Raw genomic sequence first — 22,412 nt, 5'->3', positions numbered from 1 at the left:
AGAGTTACCGGCAAGTTAAGTAACTCGTCAAGAAATCGCCGTTCCCATACGCGGGGCGTCACGGAACTGGGAACGGAACCCACCGAAAATCGGCATCAAGCGCCCGTACGGGACGGGCCGTGCTACTCAGGCGGCGAGCCGGGCGGCGGCGACGTCGTAGCGGTCCAGGACGAGCCCGGCGATCCGCGGATCCGGCCCCAGTGGCCCGGCGACGATCACCGACGGGTCGGCTTCGCGGGCCAGGCGCGCGATCCGGTCCGGCAGCAGTCCCGGTGCGAGGAACCAGCCCGCGACCGCGAACCGTCGGGCACCGTTGAGCCGCAGCCGCGCGATGGCGGCGGGCACGTCCGGCTGCGCGGCGCTGGCGAAGGCGGGGGTCGCGAGCAGTCCGCGCCGCAGGTGCCAGCGAGTGGTGATCCCGGCGACGGCGTCGTTCGCCGCCACGTTCGACGAGCCGACGCCGGCCAGCAGGACACCGAGCCCCGGGTCGTCGAGATCGGCGCCCGCCTCGGTGAGCCGGTCCAGCGCGACCGTCTCGATGAGCGGGTCGATGCCCAGTACGCCGGAGACCCGCACGTCGAGACCCGGGCAGTCCGCGGTCACCTCGGCGACGAGCGCGGGCAGGTCGACCCGGGCGTGGTAGGCCACGCCGAGCAGCAGGGGCACCACCACGACCTCGCGGTGCCCCTCGGCGTACAGGCCGCGGAGAGCGTCCGTGAGCAACGGCTCTGAAAGGTCCAAAAAGGACTCGCGGATATCGAGTTCCGGTGCCAGCCCACGGGAGACGTCGAGCAGGGCGCGGATGGTCGCGGCGGACCGCGGATCGCGGCTGCCGTGGGCGACGGCGAGAAGGGGTGGCGTCATGCGAACCTTTCGCCGACGAGTCCGGCGGCGAGGGTGTCGCCGTCCTTCGGATCGATGACCAGGAACGCGCCCGTCCGGGGGCTGACGCCGTAGTCGTCCACGCCGATCTCTTCGGCCAGCCTCAGCGTCACCCGGCCGATGTCGTTGAGCTCCAAGGTGGCCGGATCGTCCACACTGGACAATGTCTGCTCGTCGAAGCGGGCGTGGAGTTCGCCGACCAGAGCCTGCACCGTCCGTGTTCCGTGCTTGACCAGCACCCGCGCACCCGGCTTCAACGGTTTCGCCGAGAGCCAGCACAGGGTCGCGGTGATCTCGTCGGTCACCGTCGGCTGCCGGTCGGCGGCGGCGATCAGGTCACCGCGCGAGATGTCGACGTCGTCGGTGAGCAGCAGGGTCACCGAGGTGCCCGCGCCGGCTTCGGCGAGCGGTCCGTCGGCGGTGTCGATGGCCTCCACGCGGCTGCGGATTCCTTGCGGGAGCACGACGATCTCGTCGCCCGGCCGGACGGTGCCCGCCGCGATCTGCCCGGCGTACCCGCGGTAGTCGGGATGGTCGGCCGTGCGCGGCCGGATCACGTACTGCACCGGGAAACGGAACGCCGAATCGTGCGGATCCGGTGCCACCGGCACGGTTTCCAGGTGCTCCAGCAGGGTCGGGCCCGAGTACCACGGGGTCTTGTCCGACTTCTCCGCCACGTTGTCGCCCACCAGCGCCGAAACCGGCACCGCGAGCACGGAACCCCGTTCGTAGCCCAGGGAAGCGGCGTGCTCGGCGAACTCCTCGGCGATCACGGTGAAAGTCGCCTCGTCGTAGCCGACGAGGTCGATCTTGTTCACCGCCAGCACCAGGTTCGGGACGCCGAGGAGCGCGAGCACCGCGGCGTGGCGGCGGGTCTGCTCGATGACGCCCTTGCGCGCGTCGACCAGCAGCACGGCCAGCTGCGCGGTGGACGCGCCGGTCACCGTGTTCCGCGTGTACTGCACGTGACCCGGTGTGTCCGCGAGCACGAAACTGCGCTTCGGCGTCGCGAAGTACCGGTACGCCACGTCGATCGTGATGCCCTGCTCGCGTTCCGAGCGCAGGCCGTCCACGAGCAGCGAGAGGTCCGGAGTGGACAGTCCCTTGTCGACACTGGCGCGGGTGACCGCGTCCAGCTGGTCGGCGAGGACGGATTTGGTGTCGTACAGGAGCCGCCCGACCAGGGTCGACTTCCCGTCGTCCACACTGCCCGCGGTCGCGAGCCTGAGGAGGCTGGACATCAGAAGTACCCTTCCCGCTTGCGGTCTTCCATCGCCGCCTCCGACATCCGGTCGTCGGCGCGGGTGGCGCCGCGTTCGGTGAGCCGGGAGGCCGAGACCTCGGCGATGACCTCGTCCACCGTGGCGGCGGTCGATTCGATGGCGCCCGTGCACGAACCGTCGCCGACGGTCCGGTAACGCACGGTCAGTTCCCGGACGACCTCGTCCGGCCGCGGGCCGCCCCACGGGCCTTCGGCCAGCCACATGCCGTCGCGCTGGTAGACCTCGCGCCGGTGCGCGTAGTAGATCGACGGCAGCTCGACCTTCTCCCGCGCGATGTAGTTCCAGACGTCCGCCTCGGTCCAGTTGGACAGGGGGAAGACGCGGACCTGCTCGCCGGGGCGGTGCCGCCCGTTGTAGAGGTTCCACAGTTCCGGACGCTGCCGTCGTGGCTCCCATTGGCCGAAAGCGTTGCGCAGGCTGAAGATCCGCTCCTTGGCGCGGGCGCGTTCCTCGTCGCGGCGCCCGCCGCCGAAGACCGCGTCGAACTTGTTCTCGGCGATCGTGTCGAGCAACGGCGTGGTCTGCAGCGGGTTGCGCATCCCGTCGGCGCGCTCTTCGAGCCTGCCGTCGTCGATCCAGTCCTGGACCTTCGCCACGACCAGCCGGAGCCCGTGCTGCTCGACGACGCGGTCGCGGAAGTCGATGACCTCGTCGAAGTTGTGCCCGGTGTCGACGTGCAGCAACGGGAACGGCACCGGCGCCGGCCAGAACGCCTTGATCGCCAGGTGCAGCAGGAGCGTGGAGTCCTTGCCGCCGGAGAAGAGGATCACCGGCCGGTCGAACTCACCCGCCACCTCGCGGAAGATGTGGATGGCCTCGGATTCCAGCGCCGCCAGATTGTCCTGGGCGGCGTCTGTGGCCGGTTCGAGCGTGGTCATTTCGTCCCTTCTCACCCGTGCAGGCCGCATTCGGTCTTGCCCTGCCCGGCCCATCGGCCGCTGCGCGGGTCCTGGCCCGGAGCGACCTTCGCGGTGCACGGCGCGCAGCCGATCGACAGATAACCGATGGACACCAACGGGTTCTCGAGGATCCCGTGTTCGCTGATGTAGCCGTTGAACTCGTCGTCGGACCACGGCGCGATCGGGTTGATCTTCACCAGCCCGTTGCGGTCGTCCCAGGTGACGATGGGGGTGTTCGCGCGGGTCGGCGCGTCGACGCGGCGGACGCCGGTCACCCACGCCGAGTACTTCGCGAGCGTTTTCCGCAGCGGTACCACCTTGCGCAGGTGGCAGCACCGGTTCGGGTCGCGTTCGTGCAGTTTCGGGCCGTACTCCGCGTCCTGTTCGGCGACGCTCTGTTCGGCTTCGGCGTTGACGATCCGCACGCCCGGGTACACCGCCTGCACCGCGTCACGGGTGCCGATGGTCTCCGGGAAGTGATAGCCGGTCTGCAGGAACAGCACGTCGACGTCGGGTTTGACCTGGGTGGCCAGATCGATCAGGACGGCGTCCTGCATGTTCGACGCGACGATGAAGTCGTCGCCGAAGGTCTCCGCGGTCCAGCGCAGGGCTTCGGTCGCGGTCGCCTCCGCGAGCTCCTTCGAGGCCCGTTCGGCGAGCGTCTTGTAGTCGGCAGTGGCGGTCATCCTTGCGACACCTCCGGAAAGGACAGTCCGAGGAACTTCACGGTGAAGACCCGGCGGCAGCCCGCGCACAGCCACGAGCCGCCTTCCTCCGGCCGGAGGTCTTCATCGCCACAGAAAGGGCAGTGGTACGGGGTCGCGCGTTCGGTCATTGCAAGACGCCTTCGTCGGCCCGCAGGACCCACTGGGCGAACCGTTCGCCGGGTTCGCGGCCGGCGATGTACGCCCGCACGACCCGCTCGACGTACGCGGTCAGCTCCGCCGCGGTCACCTTGTGCCCGCGCAGTTTCCGGCCGAATCCGGCGTCCAGGCCGAGCCCACCGCCGAGGTGCACCTGGAAGCCTTCGACCTGGTTGCCGTCCTCGTCGGTGACGATCTGGCCCTTGAGCCCGATGTCGGCGGTCTGCACCCGGGCGCAGGAGTTGGGGCAGCCGTTGAGGTGCACGGTCACCGGGTTCTCGATCTCGGCCTGGATGTCGGCGAGGCGCTTCTCCAGGTCGGTGACCAGTTCGATCGCGCGGGCCTTCGTTTCGACGATCGCGAGTTTGCAGAACTCCAGCCCGGTGCAGGCCATGATCCCGCGCCGCCACGGCGAGGGCTCGGTCTGCAGGCCGAGGTCGGCCAGTTCGGTTTTCAGCCCGTTCACCTCGGCCTCGGGGACGTCGAGGACCACGAGCTTCTGGTGCGGGGTGAGCCGGACGCGGTTCGACCCGGCCCGCTCGGCGGCCTTGGCGACCGCCAGCAAAGTGGCGCCGGAGACGCGGCCCGCGACCGGCGCGGCGCCGACGTAGAACCGGCCGTCGATCTGCGGGTGCACGCCGACGTGGTCGATCTGGGTGGCGGGCACCTCGGGCGCCGGGCCGTCGGTCAGCTTGCGCTTGAGGTACTCGTCTTCCAGCACCTGACGGAACTTCGCGGCGCCCCAGTCCTTCACCAGGAACTTGATCCGCGCACGGGCGCGGAGCCGTCGGTAGCCGTAGTCGCGGAAGACACTGATCACGCCTTCCCAGACGTCCGGGACCTCGTCGAGCGAGACCCAGGCGCCGAGGCGCTGCCCGATCATCGGGTTGGTGGACAGGCCGCCGCCGACCCAGACGTCGAAGCCGGGGCCGTGTTCCGGGTGGTTCACGCCGACGAAGGCGACGTCGTTGATCTCGTGCGCGACGTCCTGCTGCCCGGAGACCGCGGTCTTGAACTTGCGCGGCAGGTTCGAGTAGCGCGGGTCGCCGATGTAGCGGCGTTTGATCTCGTCGATCGCGGGGGTGCCGTCGATGATCTCGTCGGCGGCGATACCGGCGACGGGGGAGCCGAGGATGACACGCGGGCTGTCGCCGCACGCCTCCATCGTGGTCATCCCGGCCTTCTCGAGCTTCGCCCAGATCGTCGGCACGTCCTCGATCTGGATCCAGTGGTACTGGATGTTCTGCCGGTCGGTGATGTCGGCGGTGTCGCGTGCGTGGGTCTGCGAGATCTCGGCGAGCACGGCCAGCTGCTCGGTGGTCAGCGCGCCGCCGTCGAGCCGCACCCGCAGCATGAAGTAGCGGTCGTCGAGCTCTTCGGGCTCCAGCGTCGCGGTGCGGCCGCCGTCGATCCCCGGCTTGCGCTGGGTGTAGAGACCGAACCAGCGGAACCGGCCGCGCAGGTCACCCGGGTCGATCGAATCGAAGCCGCCGCGGGCGTAGATGTTCTCGATCCGCGCCCGGACGTTGAGCGGGTTGTCGTCCTTCTTGGACCGTTCGTTGGGGTTCAACGGCTCGCGATACCCCAGTGCCCACTGTCCCTCGCCCCGTTTCTGTTTGACCCGGGGCGTACGGGCAGGGGTCTCGCGCGTGGGCGACGACATGGGAGTCCTCCGGCTTATCGTGGTGGTGGCGGGGAGTCAGCGGTTCGTCGCACAGAGCGCGCTCGCCACACGACGGAGGTCCACGTGGCGGCGTGCCACGAGGCTGATTCCGGCGCGGGTCATTCATTCAGCGTGCCACGCGCCCACTATGTGGTCTAGGCCGGTCCGAATACTGGGAACAGTGTCCGAACTCCACGGTTTTCGCTGGTCAAAGGCATACTTCGCGGGTCAAGCCCGGGTTCGTGGCCGGGCATTGTGACGCAGAACGCGCACGACTCAAGAGGGCAGGACGCGGTCCACGATGATCCGGATGACCTCCTCGTCGGTGACGTCCGCGAGCACCTCCGGAAGCGTGAGCCGTTCGACGGTGAGCCCGGTCAGCGCGAGGTACATCAGCAGCACTTCGGCGCGCCCGCCCGGCATGCCCGCCGCGACGTGCCAGTCGACGCTCATGTCGATGCCTTCGCGGACGGTCTTGGTCAGTTCGGCCGAGAGATCCGGGCGCCGCGTGGCTTCGAGGCGGAGTTCGAGCAAGGCGAGATAAGGCTCCCGGTGGCCGGTCAGTCGCCCCATGAGCTCGCCGAGCAGGACGCCGACCCGGTCGTGGGACGGCGACTCGGCCTGCGGGTTCGCCATCACCTCGGCCGGCGCCGACAGCCGCTCCTGCACGCGGACGCCGACCTCCCCGAGCAACTGGTCCCGGTTGCGGAAGTAGTTGGACGTCGTCCCCGGCGGCACGTCCGCCTCGACGTCCACGGCGCGGTACGTGAGCCCGCGTGCGCCCTCGCGGGCGAGGACGGTGATGGCGGCGTCGGTGAGCGCGGTCCGGCGCTCCGGGTTCTGTCGCATCGGGACATTCTCCTTGCCTCAGTCAAACCACTATCTCTATAGTACTACGCATCAAGTGGTTCAACCTGGGAGGAACACCAGATGCAACTCAACGGTTTCGGCGCCTGCGTGGTCGTCGAGGACATCGCCGAGACCACCGCCTGGTGGAAGCGGCACCTGCAGTTGACGGTGACGATCGAGCTGGACTGGTTCTCCAGCCTCAACGCCGGAGTGCCGGGCTACGAGATGAGCTTCGTGAAGCGCGGCCACAAGGCCACGCCGGCGCCATGGCGGGCGCAGGAAGCGGCCGGATCGATGGTCGGGTTCATGGTCGAAGACGCCGCGGGCGAGTACGAGCGCCTGCGCGGGGAGGGGGTCAAGATCGTGACGGAACTCGTGGACGAGGAGTTCGGTCAGCGGCACTTCTACATCGAGGACCTGAACGGCTTCCTGATCGACATCATCGAGGCCATCCCGCCGTCCGCGGAGTGGCTGGCCGCTAACGGGTTGGCGTAATACCGCTTCGGGTGAGTGAGGCCGCGCGGGGCCGCCGTCGCCGCTAGCTTCGGTCTCCGATCCACAGAGGACGGAGGAGTTGCGCATGCGCCGATGGGTGGTCGCCGCGATGGTGCTGGCGTCCCTGCTGATCCCGGGTACCGCTTCCGGGGCTCAGCAGGGCTGCAGGCTGGTCTCGCCCGAGGAAGGGGCGGTGCTGCACAAGGGTGACTCGTACCGGTTCGAGGCGGTCGGCTGTTCGCCGGGTGTCCGGGGACATCTGGCCCATACCGTGCTGGTCGAGGTCGCCATGAGCCGCGACGCCGTCGTGGACGAGCAGGGCGATTGGTCGGTCGACCACGTGGTCAACGACTACTCGCTGAACATGGAGACCCTCGTCTGGGTGCGGTTCGACGACGGCACCCGTTCGACCTCGGTCAAGGTGCGCATCGCCGACCGATGACGCGTTTACGTGAAGGCCTCTTTCCCCCGGGAAGGAGGCCTTCACGGCGTGGGGGACACTGGGGTGTGCCCGCGTTGCTGCCCGAAACCACCACGCCCGTCGAATCCGCGCTCCCCGAGAGCGCGCTGGAAGGGCTCGGCACGCGACCGTTCGGCGTCTACGTGCACGTCCCGTTCTGCGCGACCCGGTGCGGCTACTGCGACTTCAACACCTACACCGCCGGAGAGCTGGACAGCGATTCGTCGCCGCAGTCGTGGCTCGAAGGCCTGAAGCGCGAGTTCGACCTGGCCGCGCGCGTGCTGAAGGCGCCGCCCGCGGTCGACACCGTCTTCGTCGGCGGCGGCACCCCGTCCCTGCTCGGCGCGGACGGGCTCCGAAGCGTTCTCGACGCCGTTCGCGACACCTTCGGGCTCGCGCCGGACGCGGAGGTGACGACCGAGTCCAATCCGGAGTCCACGTCGCCCGAGTTCTTCGCGGGCATCCGTGACGCCGGATACAACCGGATCTCACTCGGGATGCAATCGGCCGCACAGCACGTGCTGAAGATCCTCGACCGCGTGCACACCGCGGGCCGTCCGGTCGCGGCCGCCGAGGAGGCGCGCGCCGCCGGATTCGACCACGTCAACCTCGACGTCATCTACGGCACGCCGGGGGAGCGGACCGAAGATCTCCAGGCTTCGCTGGACGCGGTGCTGGCCGCCGGTGTCGACCACGTCTCGGCGTACGCGCTGATCGTCGAGGAGGGCACCGCGCTCGCCCGCCGCATCCGCCGCGGCGAGCTGCCAGCCCCGGACGACGACGTACTGGCCGCCGACTACGAGATGATCGACCGCGTCCTCGCCTCGTCGGGTTTGCGCTGGTACGAGGTGTCCAACTGGGCGACCTCGGAGGAGGCCCGCTGCCGGCACAACATCGGCTACTGGCGCGGCGGGGACTGGTGGGGTGCCGGGCCGGGCGCGCACAGCCACGTCGGCGGTGTGCGCTGGTGGAACGTCAAACATCCGGCCCGCTACGCCGCGTCCCTCGCGGCCGGGGAGTCGCCTGCCGCGGGCCGTGAACTGCTGACCGCCGAAGACCGGCATCTCGAACGCGTGATGCTGGAACTCCGCCTGGCCGAGGGACTTCCGCTCGACGCGCTCGACGACGACGGCCGGGCCGAAGCCCGCGCCGCCGCCGCCGAGGGATTGCTGGAACAGTCCGCTTTGGACGGTCAGGGCCAGGCGGTGCTGACCGATCGGGGCCGGTTGCTGGCCGACGGCCTGGTGCGACGGCTCACCTGAGCCCCAGCGCGCGGTCGACCCACCGGCCCACCGGCAGCGCCACCACGACCGCCGCCAGCACCAGGTGCACCAGCATGAACAGCACCGCGACCGGCACGCTCGGCGGCCCGCCGAGGAACACGATCATGTGCGAAGCCCACTTCAGCTCGGTCGGTTTCGTCCCGGCGGCCCAGACGTCGTTGAGTGCCCAGAACGTCAGGTCGTTCGCGCCCGAGATCACCACGAGGATCGCCGCGACACCGGTCTTGAGCACGTTCGCCGTCCGGCCGCCGCCCAGCCGGTACGCCATCAGCCCGAACAGGACGATGAACGTCACGATGAACAGCTCGAACTGGTACACGGGCTGGAAGGCGTCGTCGTCGGTGGCGGCGTTCCTGGCGAACGCCTGGATCCGCATGATCAGCTCGGTGTCCAAATAGGACATGTAGACGAACACGGCGAGCACGATCAGCGCCGGACCCCATTTGGTGCGGGGGAACAGCGCCACCGTGGCGACCGCGAAGACGAACGGGCACAGCTTGAACGCCCAGTCCGCGACGTTGTCCAGCGTCTGGTCCGGCGGCAGGATCACCATGATCAGCAGCGTGGTCACCACGGCCGGGACGGCGGCCACCAGCCACAGCCATTTGCGCCGCCGGTAGAGCGCGGGGATCCAGCCGTCGGTCTCGGGCAGGGTGGCGGTCACAGGTCGTCCTTCTCTGCCCAGAACGGCCCGAGGGCGAGGGCGTCGACGTCGGTCTTCAGGTAGCAGGCCACCGCGTCGGCGGGGCTGGCGACGATCGGTTCGTTGTTGTCGTTGAACGAGGTGTTGACCACCATCGGCACGCCGGTGAGCTTCTCGAACTCGCTGATCATCCGGTAGTACAGCGGGTTGTCCGTCTCGGTCACCGTCTGCACGCGGGCGGTCCCGTCGACGTGGGTGATGGCCGGGACCACGTCGCGTTTGTCCGGCAGGACGTCGAACACCAGCAGCATGACCGGCGACGGGTAGTCGCTGACGAACCAGTCGCCCGCGCGTTCCGCCAGGCACGACGGCGCGAACGGCCGGAACGCCTCGCGGTGCTTGACCTTCTCGTTCATCCGCGTCTTCGAGTCGGGGTCGCGCGGGTCGGCCACCAGCGAGCGGTTGCCGAGCGCGCGCGGCCCGCATTCCATCCGGCCCTGCACCCAGCCGATGATCTTGCCCTCGGAGATCTTCTTCGCCGTGTGCGCGGCGATGTCGTCGACCTTCGTGTAGCGGACCCCGGCGTCCTGCAGCGCGAGTTCCATCTCCGCCTCGGTGTAGTCCGGGCCGGTGTAGGTGTAGCCGTCGCGAGGACGGGGCTTGCCGTACTTGCCGACCGACACCTCCAGCGCCGAACCGAGCGCGCAGCCGTCGTCGGCAGCGGCGGGCTGGGCGAAGAAGTCCTCGAACGGGGTCTCCAGCAGGATCCGGCCGTTCATCACGCTGTTCAGCGCGACCCCGCCCGCGACGGACAGCCGCCGCGATCCGGTCTCGCGCTGCAGCCAGCGCGCGATGTGCAGCCCGGCCTCCTCGAGGGTGACCTGCAAGGCGTAGGCGATGTCGCAGTAGTGCTGCGGCACCGGGTTCTCCGCGGTCACCCGGGTCTTGGGCCGCGCCGGGCCGAACAGATCGGTGAACTTCTTCGACATCACGTGCTTGCCGGTGCGGTGGTGGCCGAAGAAGCTCAGTTCTAGCTCGTACCCGCCGTCGTCGTCCAGATGGATCAGCTGCTTGAACGCGTCGACGTAGGTGTCGTTGCCCAGCGGCGCCAGCCCCATGATCTTGCCCTCGTCACGGGTGGGGTAGAAGCCGAGGTAGCCGGTGACGCCGGCGTACATCGCGCCGAGCGAGTGCGGGAACTTGATCCGCCGGATGTCGATGATCCGGTTTCCCTTGCCGTGGCCAAGATAGGTCGCGGTGCCGTCGCTGCCGATGCCGTCGAAGGTGAGCACCGCCGACTCTTCCCACGGCGAGATGAAGTAGCCGCTGGCGGCGTGCGCCTTGTGGTGGTCGACCAGATGCGTCTTGAACTTCGTCGGGCCGGTCCAGCCCACGGCCTCCTTCACGTCGCGTTCGAGGGTGAAGGACCGCTTGATGTGCGCGAGCACCGCGCCGCCGACGTGGTAGTCGTCGACCCCTTTGCCGCCACCGGTCTTGAACGTCTCCACCATGCCCGCCGACGAGCCGCCCTCGTCGCCGTTCTGGTTGCGGAACACCTCCAGCGTTCCCGGGAAGTACTTCGCGAACACCTTCGCCGCGTGGATGCCTTCGCGCCAGCGCTGCCAGTAGTAGGCGACGTGGTCGACGTCGGCGAGGGTGATCCCGCCGCGTTCCAGGCAGAACTTGATCGCCTCGGCGGGGAAGTCCCCGTCGTGCTTCTTGCGGGTGAAGCGTTCTTCTTCGGCGAAAGCGATGATCTCGCCGTCGCGCACGAGCGCGGCCGCCGAGTCGTGGACCCTGCTGATTCCCAGTACGTACATGTTCCTTCTCCAGTGCGACGTTCAGAGTTCGGGGTGGTGGCGGCGCAGCAGCCGCCGGAGGACGAGCGCCCGCGCGCCGATCGCGAAGACGAGGGCGGCGAACCCGCCGACCGGGCCCATCGCCGGGACGAGCGCGGCGGCGGCCGCCGGGGTGGCGATCAGCCCGGCGATCGACGCCGACGCGGTGAGCGTGAGGACCTTGCTGTTGGTGTTCTCGATCAGGAAGCCCGCGTAGAGCTGGACGGCGAACAGCACCGTTTCGGCCAGGACGAAGACGCCGAGGACGACGTACGCGCCGGCAGTGTCTTCGGCGGTCAACACCGCGCGGGCCGCCGGGATCACGAGGGCGACCCCCACCAGGACGAGGAACGCGAGCGCACCCCGTTCGACCAGTTTCAGCAGGTCGACCGCGCGGGCCCGGCCGGCCGCCGCCCCGCCACCGCGCAGCCGCGCCGAGATCGACGGCTGGTGCACCCGGAGTTGATAGAACAGCAGCGAGCAGAACGCGCTGCTGGCCAGCAAGGCGACGTAGAACGGTCCACTGTCGACGGTCCGCCCGGCGAGTGCCAGCACGCCGAACACCGTCGAGGTCGCGAGGACGTCCAGCACCTCGGTCATCCCGAGCAGCACGGTGGTCCGGCCGAAGGCGGGCAGGAGCCGGTGCCCGTCGATCCTTTCCACCCGCAGCCACTTCTTCGGCAGCAGCGCCGCGGAGCAGCCGAGGATGACCAGGATCCCGCCGAGCAACAGGCCGAGATGCGTCAACGGCGACCAGCGGACGAACCAGGTGCCCACCGTCACCACGCCGACCACCAGCGCGCCCGCGGTGAACGCCAGAGCGTCCAAAGTGGACTTACCGGTGAAGCGGTGCAGGCCCGAGACGGTCATCAGCAGGCCGCCGGAGATCGACCAGCCCGCGGCCGTCAGGTACAGCGCGGCGTCCGAGTGCGGCGCGACGAGCAGCGCGACCGCCATCGCCGCAAGTACCACCAGCACCGGGACGACGGCGACGCGGACGGCCAGCGCCGCGACCGCGTCCCGCGTCATCCTCAAGCGCGGCAAGCACTTCAACGCCGACTTCTCCGCCGCCGACGGCACGAAGTTGAGCCACGTCATCAGCCCGAGCGCGGTGGCGAACCGGCCGTAGTCGTGCGCGCCCCAGGCGGTGACCAGCACCAGGCCCATCGCCTGGATCGCCAGCCGGAACACGCCACGGCCGGCGAGCAGCCGGAGCATCACCGACGGCTTCGGCGCCGCGATCGAGGCGGTGAGCGAAGTGCCGGTCAAGGGAGCGGTACCGCCGCACCCTGCTCGTCGAGCAGGAACTTCAGTGTGCCGCGCAATTCGTCCTCCGCCGCGAGCACGTCGGGCACGGTCGGCGCCGACAGCACGGCGTACCCCATCTTGTAGCCGGCCTGCTCGTACGGTTTGACGTAGGAATCCTCCTCGGCGAACAGTTCCAGGTTGTGCACGGCGGGCATGGCGCGGACCTCGTCTACGCCCTCGATGCGCACGATCCGGCCGCCGCGGTCGGAGGCGAGGATGTGGATGAGCGTCGGCCGCGGGTCGCGCGGGGAGAGCACGACCTCGTCGCCGGTCGCGGCGGCGATCCCGGCGGCGATCAGGTCGACGCCGGTACTGTGCTCGATCGCTTCGGCGAGGCCGTTCCCGCCCATCCGGGCGCCCATCTCGATCAGGTAGAACTTCCCGTCACGGCCGAGGACGGCGTCGAGGGTGAGCGGCCCGGTGCGGTAGCCGAGCTCGGCGCACAACGCGGCCAGCATCACCGGCAGCGCGCGGTCGACCACCGGCGGCAACCCGGCGGGCAGCAGATGCGACGCCGTCACGAAGAACGGCGGCGGCGTCAGCGTGCGCCGGGTGACCGCGTGGAACACGATCCGGCCGTCGACCGCGAGTGCTTCGATCGTGTAGTGCGAGCCGTCGAGGTGTTCCTCGACGACCAGCTTGCCGGACGGCGAGAACGCGAGGGAGTCGGAGAACGCGGTGGTGAGACCGCCGGGGCTCGCGCACGAGACGACACCTCGGCTCCCGGAGGAGTCGACCGGTTTCACCAGCGTCGGGAACCGCAGTTGCTGCGCGGCGAGCGCGAGGTCCGGGCCGGGCTTCCCGCCGACGCTGCGATAGGTCGGCAGACGCAGCCTGTCGCAGAGTTCGCGGAAGACGGACTTGTCGACGGACGCCGCGACGGCGGCCTCGGGCAACGGGTCGGGCAGGTTCCAGTGCCGGGTGAGCCAGGCGAGCGCGGGCAGTCCGACGTCGCTGGCCGGGCAGAGCACCCCGGCGATGTCGTCCCGCCCATCGAGGGCCGCCGCGATCTGTTCCGGCGCGCGGACGCTGACCTGGACGAACTCGTCGGCCAGCGCCACCGCGGGCGCGCTCGCGCGGACATCCACGCAGATGGTGCGGAAACCGAGTTCCCGTGCCCGGTGGTACGTGCTGACCGAACCGTCGGCGCCGCCCAGGATCACCAGGCTCCGTACCGCCGCCGTGTCTTCGGTGTTCTTCACTCCCGCTTGCCTTTCCCCAGGATGGATCTCGGCCATGGCCGAGGCGTAGAGCCGGTCGTCCTCGTCGACCGGGAAGTTGGCCTCCCTGATGTAGAACTGCCGTGGCCGCGCCTGCCCCGCGCCGACCACGACCAGGTAGCGGACGGACAACGCGAGCACGGTCAGCAGCACGGAGAACATGACGAACGTCAGCGTCGACGCGGCGGTCAGCCCGAGAAGCCCGGTGGCGGCCGCGATCCCGGCGAGCACCGAGATCACCGCGGTCAGCACCGCCGTCGTCGAAGCCATCGTCGTCAGCCGCCGGGTGAAGCCGACGAACAACTCGATGGCGTGCGAGGAAAGGAAACCGAAGCCCACTTTGGACTCGCCGCGTTCGCGGGCCCGGTGTGCCACCTGGACGGTGGTGTAGCGGCTGGTCAGCCTCGGCACGGTGGCGAGGAAGTACGGGGTGCCCAACCGGAGATCGACGATCTTGCGCGCGAGCTCCGTGCGCACCAGGCGGAACGCCGTCGCGCCGGGCGGGATCTCGATACGCAGGACGCGCCGGCCGAGGAAATGGAAGGCGGCGGTACCCCAGCGTCTTAGTAAGGGATCTTGTCTATTGGTGCGAACACCGAAAACGGCGTCGTTGCCCGCCTCGGCGGCGATGATCAATTTCTCCACCTCGGACGCCGGGAACTGTTGATCGGCGTCCATGTGCAGCAGCCAGGGTTTCCCCGCGTACCGATAACCGGCGGAAAAGGCCGCTTCGAACCCGTAGTTCCGGGTAAAGGACAAGTACCGGACCCGGGGGTCGGTGTGCGCGAGCGCCCGGATGACGTCCAGCGTCCCGTCGGTGCTCCCGTCGTCCACATAGAGCAGTTCGAGCGGGAGATTTCCCAACTCGGCGACGATCTCCCGGTACGAGGGCTCGACGTTGTCGACTTCGTTGAAGCACGGGACGACTACGGTGAGTCCACTTTCCACCGGGCCGGGGGTCGACCAGCTCATCTGGCGAATCCCTGCGGTGGGTGCGCTATTGTGTTCGTAGCGTCACGCGTTGTGTTTTCACGGTTCATGAGTCCCCTTGGCCCCAGGTGCCCGGCAGGTCGTGCCGGCTCGAAAGTTCCCGTGTTATAGGCAGACTGGCTTTGTTCCCGCCAGCGGAATCCGCAAGTTCGTCCTTTCAGCTCAGTCGAAAAGGTGGGAAGTCGGCCGAAAACCGGATGAACCCGGCGCGGGGTATTCCCAAACCGGCGCCGATGACGCAGGCTTGCGCGCCATGTGGACTGTGGGGGTGAATGCTGCCTGGCAGGCTGCCTATCGGCGGTCCGTGCGGTCGGCCTTCGCGACGGTGCCGTTCTACCGGGAACGCTGGGCTCTCGACGGCAGAACGGATCCCGTGCTGGTGCCGGGGCGCACCGGGACGGATTCCGGCGCGGCGCCACTGGCCGAGGCGGTGCACAAGATCGTCGACCTGGTCCCGCTCGCCGGTGGCGCGCAACGGATCGAGCCGAGCCGGGGCCTGGGTCCCGTGCTGCGTAAGGCACGTTCGGTGACCGGGGACGCGCTGGTCGTCGTGCTCGGCGGCGACGGGGTGCGGCCGCCGTCGGACCTGCCGCGCGGGAGCCGGTGCTGTGTGGTGGATCCCGACGTCCCGGCACCGAGTGTGCTGGCGGAACTGTCCTCCGCGCTGCGCCGCGGCCGTCGCGTGCTCGCGGTCGGTGACGACAAGCAGCTGGCCGCCTTTGCCGCGGCCTTGCCCGAAGACCGTGCGTACCGGGTCGAATCCGTACCGCGACGGGAACTGGACACAATGGACTCCGGTCCGTACGGGGTGCTCCACGATCCGGCGCTGGGTTACCTGGGCGCGATCGAGGAATGCGGCCGCTGGCACCTCGACTGGCCCCGTGTCTACGCGCGCCCGACGACGGGCGGTCTCGCGTTCACCCTGCTGCGCCAGGATTCCCCGCGGTTCGTGGACGTGCTCCCGGCCGGTGGCGTCCGCGGTGAGATCGCGCCGTGCCCGCGACACGGGACGCCGGTCGTGCTCACGTGATGAGGACGACGAGAAGCACCGTGTTCGAGGTCGACGTGCTCGATCCGAGGACCGCGGCGGAACCAGAGGGCTGGAGTGGCTTCCGGCGGCGGGCGAAGTTGTGGCCGGTCTGGGAGTACGAGGTCCTGCGCCGGGAAGCCTGGATGGCGAAGAATCCCGCGGTGCTCGCGGTGCTCCGCCGGAACGGGACGATCGTCGGCGCGTTCACCGTGATGGTCTGCCGGAGCTGGCGGGCGGGGGACTTCGCGCCGTTGTCCGTGTTCGGTGGACGGTTCCGCCCGCGCTGGGCCGAGGCCTACCTCTGGCAGCTCAGCGGCTATCCCGCCGGGGTGCTCGACGAGCGGCTCGACGAGGCCGAGCGGCGGGAAGTGGTCCGCCGGTTCGAACAGGCACTGTGCGCCCACCTCGGCCCGGGACTGCTGGGCCTGATCTACCGCGCGATGAACCCGGAGCTCCTCCCGGCGCTGGAAGGCCGGGGCCGGATGTCCCGGGAGATCGACCCGACCGCCGTGCTGGCCAACGAATACTCCACTGTGGACGATTGGGAGCGGGCACTCGGCGACGAGACCCGGAAGACACTGCACGAACTGCGGGAAGACGGGGACCTGCGCACCGAGGCGGCCACCGCCCGCCGGGACCTGGACTGCCACGAGCTCGCCTTGCTGCTCAACGCCCACCGGAGCAGGCAGGACGACCGGGCCTGGGCGGGCGGGCAACGGTCGCGGTTCGGCGGGCTGCACATGGACACCCGGAGCCCGATCGCACCGTCCTATCTGGACGCGTTGATCCGCCGCCCGGACGTCGTCACCCGTACCTACCGGGACGGATCCGGACGGCTGCTGGGTTTCGGCACGGTGTTCGACGCCGACGACGGCTGCGCGCTGCATCAATGGGCCGCGCTGCCGAGCGCGGCAGGGGGACGGAAAGGGCTCTATGTCGACTTCTACGCCAGGGGAGTGGAGCACATGATCACGCATCGGCGCCCCGAACTGACCGCGGGCCGGGCGATGCTGGAGAACAAGACCCCGCTCGGTTTCGGCACCAGGTCTCTGGTGTCGGTCGCCGTACCGAGACCGGTGCTGGGCCGATGACCTGGGAAGTGCGGGTACTCGACCCGCGGACCGACCCGGAACCCGACGGCTGGCCCGGATTCCTCGCCGCGCAACAGGCCCCGGTCCCGTGGGACTACGGGTTGCTGCGGGTGGAGTCCCGGTTTTCGCGCAGCCCCAACGTGCTCACCGTGATCAGCGACGGCGGCGAGATCGTCGCCGCGGTGCTGGCGATGCTGTGCGCCCCGATCTCCCCGGACGGCCCCGGTGCCGTGCGCGGCGTGGCACGGCTGGGTCCGCGCTGGGTCGAGGTGCAGCACGCGTGGCTTTCCGGATACCCGCCGTGGCTGTTCGCCGACGGCCTCGACGCGGCCGACCGGCGGGAGATCATGCGCCGGTTCGAGCGGGCCGTCTGCCGCTTCACCGGGCCAGGGTGCGTCGGCGTGCTTTACCGGACCGTCGAGCCGGAGTCGCTCGCCATGCTGACCGGACGGGGCAGACCCGTTCGCGACACGATGCCGACGTCGGTGCTGGAGAACCGGTTCGTCGACGTCGACGGCTGGCTCGCGTCGCTGCGCCGGAGCAGGCGGCTGAGCCTGCGCGGCCAGTCGAAGAAGATCGCCGCCGACCCGGACGTGATCGTCCGCACCGAAGCCGCCCGCACCGACCTCGACGCGCTGGAATTGGCGACCCTGCTGAGGGAGCACCGCGAGCGGATGGGACCGGTGAAGTTCGACCGGCGCGGTCCGGTCACCGCCGAATACCTCGGCGAGCTCGTCCGCAGGCCGGACGTGATCACCTCGACCTACCACGACGGCGAAGGCAGGCTGCTCGCGTTCACCAACGTGCTCGACCACCCCGTCGCGCCGCTGCACCAGCATTGGGCCGCGCTCGCCCCGGAGGATGGACGGCCGAAGCACCTCTACTTCGAGGCCGTCGTCCGGAACGTGCGCTACATGATCGAGGGCAACCGGAAGTCCCTGTCGATGGGCCGGGGCCTGAGCGACCTGAAGGCGACGCTCGGTTTCCAGCCGGTCCCGCTGCTCGGGGTCATCGTGCCGAGGCCGGTGACGCGATGGTGATAGAGGTGCTGGACCCGCGCCGCGACCCGGAACCCGCGTACTGGAAAGCGTTGCGGGACAAGGCGGGACTGCGCGCGGACTGGAGCTGGGAGGTGCTCACCACCCAGGCGTGGGCGGCGCGTACCGAACAGCCGGTCACGGTCCTGCTCGAAGACGGCGAACCGCGGGGCGTGGTCAGCTCCGCGTGGGTCACCGGACTCACCCGGCGGCACCGGTTCGCCCGCACGGCGGGACGGGGGCGGCTCGGCGGGCTCGACGTCCGTTCCCCGGGTGCGGGGGCGATGCCGGGCTGGTGGTTCGACGGCGAGGACGGCGACGGCGGCGTCGGCAGGCTGCTGGACACTTTCGTCCCCGCCATGCGCGCGGAACTCGGGTTCGGCCTGCGCGCACTGCTGGTGCGCCAGGTCGGAGAGTCCGGAGTGGACAGTGTCCGCGGGCTGAAGATGGTGCGCCGGACGGAGGACGTGGCCGTCCTCGAGGTCTCGCCGTTCTCGAGCCGGGACGACTGGATGCACTCGCTGGCCAGGAAGCGCAAACAGAACCTGCGCAAGATCTTCCGCACCTTCGAGGCCGATCCGTCGCTCGCGGTGCGCGTGCGGCCGGGGGCCGAGGCCGATCCGGTCGAGATCGCGGAACTGTTGCGGTACAACGAGACCAAACACCACGATGTGCCGATCGTGCCGCTGCCGGCGTTCGTCGGTTACGTCGGCGCGCTGCTGCGGCAGCCGGACGTGCACGTCATCGAGTACCGCGAGACCGCCACGGGCCGGGCGGTCGCCATCGCCACCCTGCTCGACCACCCGGCGCTGCCGATCGCGCGGCATTGGGCGGCGCTGCCGCCGGAACTCGGCGGGCGGCCCAATCTGTACTTCCACTTCTACGGCGAAGTGGTGCGCTGGGCGATCGGGACCGGACGGCCGCGGGTGGTGTTCGGCAAGAAGATGTCCGAGATGAAGGCCTCGCTGGGCGCGCATCTGGTGCCGCAGTACGCGGCCGCGGTCGCGCTGCTCTAAACCTCACGAGGTGGCGGAGACCAACCCGCGCAGGAAGAGGTCTATGGCGAACTCGAACCGCTCCTGCGCGGTCTCCGCGGTGAAGTACTCGCCCGCGCCCAGCAGGTTCGGGAAGGCGCCGGGCGGGAACGACGTCATGTACTCGACCATCCGCCTGCCGCGCTGTTCCTGCTCGGCGAGGTCGATGTCGCCGTGCTGCCAGCCGGCGCCTTCGTAGGCGAAAGCCTTGGCGTAGAGCCATAAAGCGTCGGCGGCGAACAGCGCCTGCTTGAGGTCGAGGCCGCCGGCGCGCAGGACCGCGAGCATCGCTTCAGCCTGCTGCAGGGCGTTCGCGCCGACCGGGACGGGGATGGCCCACGCGATCTTGGCGATCCCGGGAACCGACGTCAGCGCGCGCACGTTGTCGCGCAGCAGATCCTTCGCCTGCTCCACCCAGCGATCCGGGTCGGGTTCGGGGAACGGGCCGAAGGCGAGCACGTGGTCGACCATCAGCTCGTGGAGCTCTTCCTTGTTCGCGACATGGGCGTAGAGCGACGCCGGGCCGGTCTCCAGTGCCTTGGCCACGCATCGCATGCTCACCGCCTCCAGCCCTTCGGTGGCGAGGAGGTCCAGTGCCGTCTTCACCACGAGCTCCTGGGACAGCACGGGTTTCTCGGCGCGACGCCGGGGCCTGCTCACTTCGTTCGCCTCCTGATCCGGGGTTCGCCGGGAACTCTACTTGACGCGAACGGCGTTCGTCTGTAGAACGGTGTTCGTCAAACGAACGCCGTTCGTCTAACTGGAGGAAGCCGTGCCTGATCGACAGAACGAAGTGCTGGCCGTCCTGGGCGGGCTCGCCGATGCCTGGAACGCGGGCGACGCGGCCGCGTACGCCTCGCATTTCACCGAAGACGCCGACTACGTGACCTTCTTCGGGAGGAACATGCCGGGCCGCGCGATCATCGAAAGCGCGCACCGTGCCCTGTTCGAGGGGCCGCTCCGTGGGTCGAAACTGGTTTCGGGTGGCGGTGAGCCCAAGGTCCGGTTCATCCGGCCGGACGTCGCGATCGTCGTGTCCGGCGGCGGGTCTTCGCTCTCGGGTGGCGAGCCCGAGCCAGGCCGGGAATCGACGCTGACGTACGTCCTCGTCGAGGAGTCCGGAAGCTGGCGGGTCGCGTCGTTCCAGAACACCAGGGTCAGCGATCCGGCCGCCGGTGTCCCGATGGGCGGGGAGAGGCGTACGCTCGGTTAGGTCTACCTAAGTCACAAAGAGGGAGTGTGAATGGCCGAGGCGCGGAGAGCGGTGTCGACGACCCGGTTGCGGGTACTGCGCACCGAGCGGATCACCCCGCATATGGTCCGGATCGTCGCCGGGGGCGAGGATATCGGTTCGTTCCGGCCCAACGACTTCACCGACGCCTACGTCAAGGTGCACTTCCGGGTGCCCGGCGTCACCTACCCCGAGCCGTTCGACCTGGCGCGGATCCGCGAAGAGCTGCCGCGCGAGCAGTGGCCGCGGATGCGCTCCTACACCGTCCGCGCCTTCGACGCGAACCTCGGCGAACTGGTGCTCGACTTCGTCCACCACGGCGACGAGGGGATCGCCGGACCGTGGGCCGCCGCCGCGAAACCCGGCGACGAGCTGCTGATCTCCGGGCCCGGCGGGGCGTACGCGCCGGGCGAGGAGGCGGACTGGCATCTGCTCGCCGGTGACGAGAGCGCCCTGCCGGCGATCGCCGCCTCACTCGAGGCGATGCCGGCGGGTGTTCCCGTGCACGCGTTCATCCTCGTGGAGGATTCCGCCGAAGAGCAGTCGCTGACCACCAAGGGCGACGCGCGGATCACCTGGCTGCACCGGAGCCGGGGCGACGATCTCGCCGCCGCCGTCCGCGCGCTCGAGTGGCGCGAAGGTGTGGTGCAGGCCTTCGTCCACGGCGAGGCCGGGTTCGTGCGGGACCTGCGGCGTCATCTGCTGGACGACCGGGGGATGCGGCGCGACCTGCTGTCGATCTCCGGATACTGGCGGATCGGGAAGACCGACGAGGCGTGGCGACTGGAGAAACAGGCCGAACGGAACGCGTAGCCTCGGTCGCATGATCGAGCTGAAGGTGGACGTCGACCCGGCCGAGGTGGGTTTCGACGCGGAGCGGCTGCGACGGATCGACAAGCACTTCGACGGGTACCTGGACCGGAACCGGCTCCCCGGGTACCTGGCCGTGGTGACCAGGAACGGGAAGGTCGCGCATCTCGCGGCGAACGGGCAGCGCGACATCGAAGCCGGGCTGCCGGTCGAGACCGACACGATCTGGCGTGTCTACTCGATGACCAAGCCGGTCACGTCGGTCGCCGCGATGATGCTCGTCGAAGAGGGGCTCGTCGACCTCAAGGATCCGATCTCCCGCTGGCTGCCGGAGTTCTCGGAGCCGCGGGTCTACACCGCGGGCTCGTCGATGAAGCAGGCGACCGTGCCCGCGGCGGAACCGATCCGGGTCTGGCATCTGCTCACCCACACCGCGGGGCTCACCTACGGGTTCCACCGCACGCATCCGGTCGACGCGCTCTACCGGGAGGCGGGCTTCGATTTCGGCACCGCGCCCGGACTCGACCTGGCGGGTGTCTCCGAGGCGATCGCGCGGCTGCCGTTGCTGTTCCAGCCGGGTTCGGAGTGGAACTATTCGGTCGCGACGGACATCCTCGGCAGGCTCGTCGAGGTCGTCTCCGGGCAATCCCTCGACGTCTTCTTCAGCGAGCGGATCTTCACCCCGCTCGGCATGCACGACACGGGTTTCCAGGCCGGTCCCGGCGCCCTCGACCGGCTGGCCGCGCTCTACGTACCGCATCCGGTGACGAAGGCGCCGTTCCGTCACGACGAGATGGGCGCCGTCGGCCGTGTCACGCCCACGTGCTTTTCGGGTGGCGGTGGGCTGGTCTCCACGGCCGGTGACTTCCACCGGTTCGCCCAGATGCTGGTGCGCGGCGGCGAGCTCGACGGCGTCCGCCTGCTCGGTCCGCGCACGCTCCGGCTCATGGCGACCAATCACCTGCCCGGCGGCGTGGATCTGGAGGCCTGCGGACGGACCGGGTTCTCCGAGGCGCCGTACGACGGTTTCGGCTTCGGGCTGGGTTTCTCCGTACTCGACGACCCGGTGAAGGCCAAGACGCTCGCCAGCGCCGGGGAGTTCGCCTGGGGTGGCGCGGCGAGCACCGCGTTCTGGGTCGATCCGGACGAGGACATCACGGTCCTGTTCTTCACCCAGCTGCTGCCGTCGTCGACCTATCCGATCCGGGTCGAATTGCGGAACCTGGTGTATCAGGCCTTGCTCGACTGAGGGGGAGCCATGCGCCGCGGACAGGTGCAGATCATGGTGTCCGCCTGGCTGACCGCTTTCGCCGAACGCGGCGGCGAGGTGTGGATCGCCAAGGTGACCCCGGGCGCGACTGTCCACAAGGGATGCCGGCCCGGTTTGGGTGCTTTGTGCAGCTGCCCGAGGGGGTCGTGAGTGGCAATGAGGGTTGGAGCGGACCGGTATTTGTCTACCTACGCCTGACTGGGGGAGAGTGCTGGTTCCGCGGCTGCCGGGCG

23 protein-coding genes are annotated in these 22,412 nt (G+C 69.4%); 10 read left to right on the top strand and 13 right to left on the bottom strand.

Features of this window, described 5'->3' with window-relative positions; translation table 11 throughout:
• Positions 1-126: 126 nt before the first annotated feature.
• The 8 genes from AVR91_RS25765 to AVR91_RS25735 form a co-directional block, all read right to left on the bottom strand.
• Positions 127-864 carry a sirohydrochlorin chelatase gene (locus AVR91_RS25765; protein ID WP_063272852.1) on the bottom strand — a complete coding sequence of 246 codons (738 nt, stop codon included), beginning with the start codon at positions 862-864 and terminating at the stop codon, positions 127-129.
• Positions 861-2,123 carry a sulfate adenylyltransferase subunit 1 gene (locus AVR91_RS25760; RefSeq protein ID WP_016332421.1) on the bottom strand — a complete coding sequence of 421 codons (1,263 nt, stop codon included), beginning with the start codon at positions 2,121-2,123 and terminating at the stop codon, positions 861-863. The genes AVR91_RS25765 and AVR91_RS25760 overlap by 4 nt, the downstream gene beginning before the upstream one ends.
• Positions 2,123-3,043, bottom strand: coding sequence for a sulfate adenylyltransferase subunit CysD (cysD, locus tag AVR91_RS25755; RefSeq protein ID WP_016332422.1), 921 nt, complete (start codon positions 3,041-3,043; stop codon positions 2,123-2,125). The genes AVR91_RS25760 and cysD overlap by 1 nt, the downstream gene beginning before the upstream one ends.
• 11 nt (positions 3,044-3,054) lie before the next feature.
• A complete protein-coding gene (locus AVR91_RS25750) occupies positions 3,055-3,750 on the bottom strand; it encodes a phosphoadenylyl-sulfate reductase (RefSeq protein ID WP_063272851.1) in 696 nt (231 codons plus the stop codon).
• Complete coding sequence (locus AVR91_RS25745) at positions 3,747-3,899, bottom strand: eL43 family ribosomal protein (protein WP_063272850.1); 153 nt, start codon at positions 3,897-3,899, stop codon at positions 3,747-3,749. Before AVR91_RS25745 ends, AVR91_RS25750 begins: the two co-directional genes overlap by 4 nt.
• Positions 3,896-5,590 (bottom strand): nitrite/sulfite reductase, encoded by a 1,695-nt coding sequence (locus AVR91_RS25740; RefSeq protein WP_063272849.1) that lies wholly within the window; start codon positions 5,588-5,590, stop codon positions 3,896-3,898. Before AVR91_RS25740 ends, AVR91_RS25745 begins: the two co-directional genes overlap by 4 nt.
• 36 nt (positions 5,591-5,626) lie before the next feature.
• Positions 5,627-5,713 (bottom strand): putative leader peptide, encoded by an 87-nt coding sequence (locus tag AVR91_RS44525; protein ID WP_350573702.1) that lies wholly within the window; start codon positions 5,711-5,713, stop codon positions 5,627-5,629.
• A gap of 153 nt (positions 5,714-5,866) precedes the next feature.
• Positions 5,867-6,439, bottom strand: a complete 573-nt coding sequence (locus AVR91_RS25735) for a TetR/AcrR family transcriptional regulator (protein WP_063272848.1) — start codon at positions 6,437-6,439, stop codon at positions 5,867-5,869.
• An 81-nt stretch (positions 6,440-6,520) separates the two neighbouring features.
• On the opposite strand from AVR91_RS25735, the gene AVR91_RS25730 reads away from it, so the two are divergent.
• From AVR91_RS25730 to hemW, 3 genes are all read left to right on the top strand, one after another.
• Entirely contained in the window at positions 6,521-6,934 is a 414-nt protein-coding gene (locus AVR91_RS25730; RefSeq protein ID WP_063272847.1) for a VOC family protein, read from the top strand.
• Between the two features lie 85 nt (positions 6,935-7,019).
• Positions 7,020-7,376 (top strand): hypothetical protein, encoded by a 357-nt coding sequence (locus tag AVR91_RS25725; protein ID WP_063272846.1) that lies wholly within the window; start codon positions 7,020-7,022, stop codon positions 7,374-7,376.
• Positions 7,377-7,441: 65 nt separating this feature from the next.
• On the top strand, positions 7,442-8,656 hold the full coding sequence (hemW, locus tag AVR91_RS25720; protein ID WP_063272845.1) for a radical SAM family heme chaperone HemW: 1,215 nt from the start codon (positions 7,442-7,444) through the stop codon (positions 8,654-8,656).
• Here the strand turns inward: hemW and AVR91_RS25715 are convergent.
• The 4 genes from AVR91_RS25715 to AVR91_RS44440 are packed head-to-tail and all read right to left on the bottom strand — an operon-like array spanning position 8,649 to position 14,658.
• Positions 8,649-9,341 carry a hypothetical protein gene (locus tag AVR91_RS25715; protein WP_063272844.1) on the bottom strand — a complete coding sequence of 231 codons (693 nt, stop codon included), beginning with the start codon at positions 9,339-9,341 and terminating at the stop codon, positions 8,649-8,651. The two genes, hemW and AVR91_RS25715, sit on opposite strands and share 8 nt — an antisense overlap.
• Entirely contained in the window at positions 9,338-11,140 is a 1,803-nt protein-coding gene (locus AVR91_RS25710; RefSeq protein ID WP_016332431.1) for a carbamoyltransferase family protein, read from the bottom strand. The genes AVR91_RS25715 and AVR91_RS25710 overlap by 4 nt, the downstream gene beginning before the upstream one ends.
• A 21-nt stretch (positions 11,141-11,161) precedes the next feature.
• Positions 11,162-12,427 carry a hypothetical protein gene (locus AVR91_RS25705; protein WP_063272843.1) on the bottom strand — a complete coding sequence of 422 codons (1,266 nt, stop codon included), beginning with the start codon at positions 12,425-12,427 and terminating at the stop codon, positions 11,162-11,164.
• Positions 12,424-14,658 (bottom strand): glycosyltransferase, encoded by a 2,235-nt coding sequence (locus AVR91_RS44440; RefSeq protein WP_063272842.1) that lies wholly within the window; start codon positions 14,656-14,658, stop codon positions 12,424-12,426. Before AVR91_RS44440 ends, AVR91_RS25705 begins: the two co-directional genes overlap by 4 nt.
• Positions 14,659-14,980: 322 nt before the next feature.
• Here AVR91_RS44440 and AVR91_RS25695 point away from each other — a divergent pair, with 322 nt between their 5' ends.
• Genes AVR91_RS25695 through AVR91_RS25680 form a run of 4 tightly spaced genes read left to right on the top strand, consistent with a single transcriptional unit; the run spans position 14,981 to position 18,850 of the window.
• Complete coding sequence (locus AVR91_RS25695) at positions 14,981-15,706, top strand: hypothetical protein (protein ID WP_063272841.1); 726 nt, start codon at positions 14,981-14,983, stop codon at positions 15,704-15,706.
• On the top strand, positions 15,706-16,797 hold the full coding sequence (locus tag AVR91_RS25690; protein ID WP_063272840.1) for a hypothetical protein: 1,092 nt from the start codon (positions 15,706-15,708) through the stop codon (positions 16,795-16,797). Before AVR91_RS25695 ends, AVR91_RS25690 begins: the two co-directional genes overlap by 1 nt.
• Positions 16,794-17,837: a hypothetical protein gene (locus AVR91_RS25685; protein ID WP_063272839.1), complete on the top strand. Its 1,044-nt coding sequence runs from the start codon at positions 16,794-16,796 to the stop codon at positions 17,835-17,837. Before AVR91_RS25690 ends, AVR91_RS25685 begins: the two co-directional genes overlap by 4 nt.
• Entirely contained in the window at positions 17,831-18,850 is a 1,020-nt protein-coding gene (locus tag AVR91_RS25680; RefSeq protein ID WP_143254088.1) for a GNAT family N-acetyltransferase, read from the top strand. The genes AVR91_RS25685 and AVR91_RS25680 overlap by 7 nt, the downstream gene beginning before the upstream one ends.
• A 3-nt stretch (positions 18,851-18,853) precedes the next feature.
• On the opposite strand, the gene AVR91_RS25675 is transcribed toward AVR91_RS25680, so the two are convergent.
• The gene (locus AVR91_RS25675; RefSeq protein WP_143254087.1) at positions 18,854-19,528 is read right to left on the bottom strand and encodes a TetR/AcrR family transcriptional regulator; all 675 of its coding nucleotides are present in this window, start codon (positions 19,526-19,528) and stop codon (positions 18,854-18,856) included.
• A gap of 112 nt (positions 19,529-19,640) precedes the next feature.
• On the opposite strand from AVR91_RS25675, the gene AVR91_RS25670 reads away from it, so the two are divergent.
• The 3 genes from AVR91_RS25670 to AVR91_RS25660 are packed head-to-tail and all read left to right on the top strand — an operon-like array spanning position 19,641 to position 22,158.
• Positions 19,641-20,081, top strand: coding sequence for an SgcJ/EcaC family oxidoreductase (locus AVR91_RS25670; RefSeq protein ID WP_063272838.1), 441 nt, complete (start codon positions 19,641-19,643; stop codon positions 20,079-20,081).
• 30 nt (positions 20,082-20,111) lie between these two features.
• Positions 20,112-20,912 (top strand): siderophore-interacting protein, encoded by an 801-nt coding sequence (locus AVR91_RS25665; RefSeq protein WP_063272837.1) that lies wholly within the window; start codon positions 20,112-20,114, stop codon positions 20,910-20,912.
• A gap of 10 nt (positions 20,913-20,922) precedes the next feature.
• A complete protein-coding gene (locus AVR91_RS25660; protein ID WP_063272836.1) occupies positions 20,923-22,158 on the top strand; it encodes a serine hydrolase domain-containing protein in 1,236 nt (411 codons plus the stop codon).
• The last annotated feature ends 254 nt before the right edge of the window (positions 22,159-22,412 follow it).

Origin of the sequence: Amycolatopsis keratiniphila subsp. keratiniphila (assembly GCF_001620365.2) — a bacterium.
Taxonomy (GTDB): Bacteria; Actinomycetota; Actinomycetes; order Mycobacteriales; family Pseudonocardiaceae; genus Amycolatopsis; species Amycolatopsis keratiniphila.
This window is presented reverse-complemented; position numbering and strand designations above follow the sequence as displayed.

Coding starts and splice junctions, on each gene's coding strand:
- AVR91_RS25725 (WP_063272846.1), top strand. CDS start 7,020: ATGCGCCGATGGGTGGTCGCCGCGATGGTGCTGGCGTCCCTGCTGATC.
- AVR91_RS25735 (WP_063272848.1), bottom strand. CDS start 6,439: ATGCGACAGAACCCGGAGCGCCGGACCGCGCTCACCGACGCCGCCATC.
- AVR91_RS44525 (WP_350573702.1), bottom strand. CDS start 5,713: ATGACCCGCGCCGGAATCAGCCTCGTGGCACGCCGCCACGTGGACCTC.
- AVR91_RS25740 (WP_063272849.1), bottom strand. CDS start 5,590: ATGTCGTCGCCCACGCGCGAGACCCCTGCCCGTACGCCCCGGGTCAAA.
- AVR91_RS25710 (WP_016332431.1), bottom strand. CDS start 11,140: ATGTACGTACTGGGAATCAGCAGGGTCCACGACTCGGCGGCCGCGCTC.
- AVR91_RS25680 (WP_143254088.1), top strand. CDS start 17,831: ATGGTGATAGAGGTGCTGGACCCGCGCCGCGACCCGGAACCCGCGTAC.
- AVR91_RS25690 (WP_063272840.1), top strand. CDS start 15,706: ATGAGGACGACGAGAAGCACCGTGTTCGAGGTCGACGTGCTCGATCCG.
- AVR91_RS25750 (WP_063272851.1), bottom strand. CDS start 3,750: ATGACCGCCACTGCCGACTACAAGACGCTCGCCGAACGGGCCTCGAAG.
- AVR91_RS44440 (WP_063272842.1), bottom strand. CDS start 14,658: ATGAGCTGGTCGACCCCCGGCCCGGTGGAAAGTGGACTCACCGTAGTC.
- cysD (WP_016332422.1), bottom strand. CDS start 3,043: ATGACCACGCTCGAACCGGCCACAGACGCCGCCCAGGACAATCTGGCG.
- AVR91_RS25665 (WP_063272837.1), top strand. CDS start 20,112: ATGGCCGAGGCGCGGAGAGCGGTGTCGACGACCCGGTTGCGGGTACTG.
- AVR91_RS25760 (WP_016332421.1), bottom strand. CDS start 2,123: ATGTCCAGCCTCCTCAGGCTCGCGACCGCGGGCAGTGTGGACGACGGG.
- AVR91_RS25765 (WP_063272852.1), bottom strand. CDS start 864: ATGACGCCACCCCTTCTCGCCGTCGCCCACGGCAGCCGCGATCCGCGG.
- AVR91_RS25745 (WP_063272850.1), bottom strand. CDS start 3,899: ATGACCGAACGCGCGACCCCGTACCACTGCCCTTTCTGTGGCGATGAA.
- AVR91_RS25660 (WP_063272836.1), top strand. CDS start 20,923: ATGATCGAGCTGAAGGTGGACGTCGACCCGGCCGAGGTGGGTTTCGAC.
- AVR91_RS25730 (WP_063272847.1), top strand. CDS start 6,521: ATGCAACTCAACGGTTTCGGCGCCTGCGTGGTCGTCGAGGACATCGCC.
- AVR91_RS25685 (WP_063272839.1), top strand. CDS start 16,794: ATGACCTGGGAAGTGCGGGTACTCGACCCGCGGACCGACCCGGAACCC.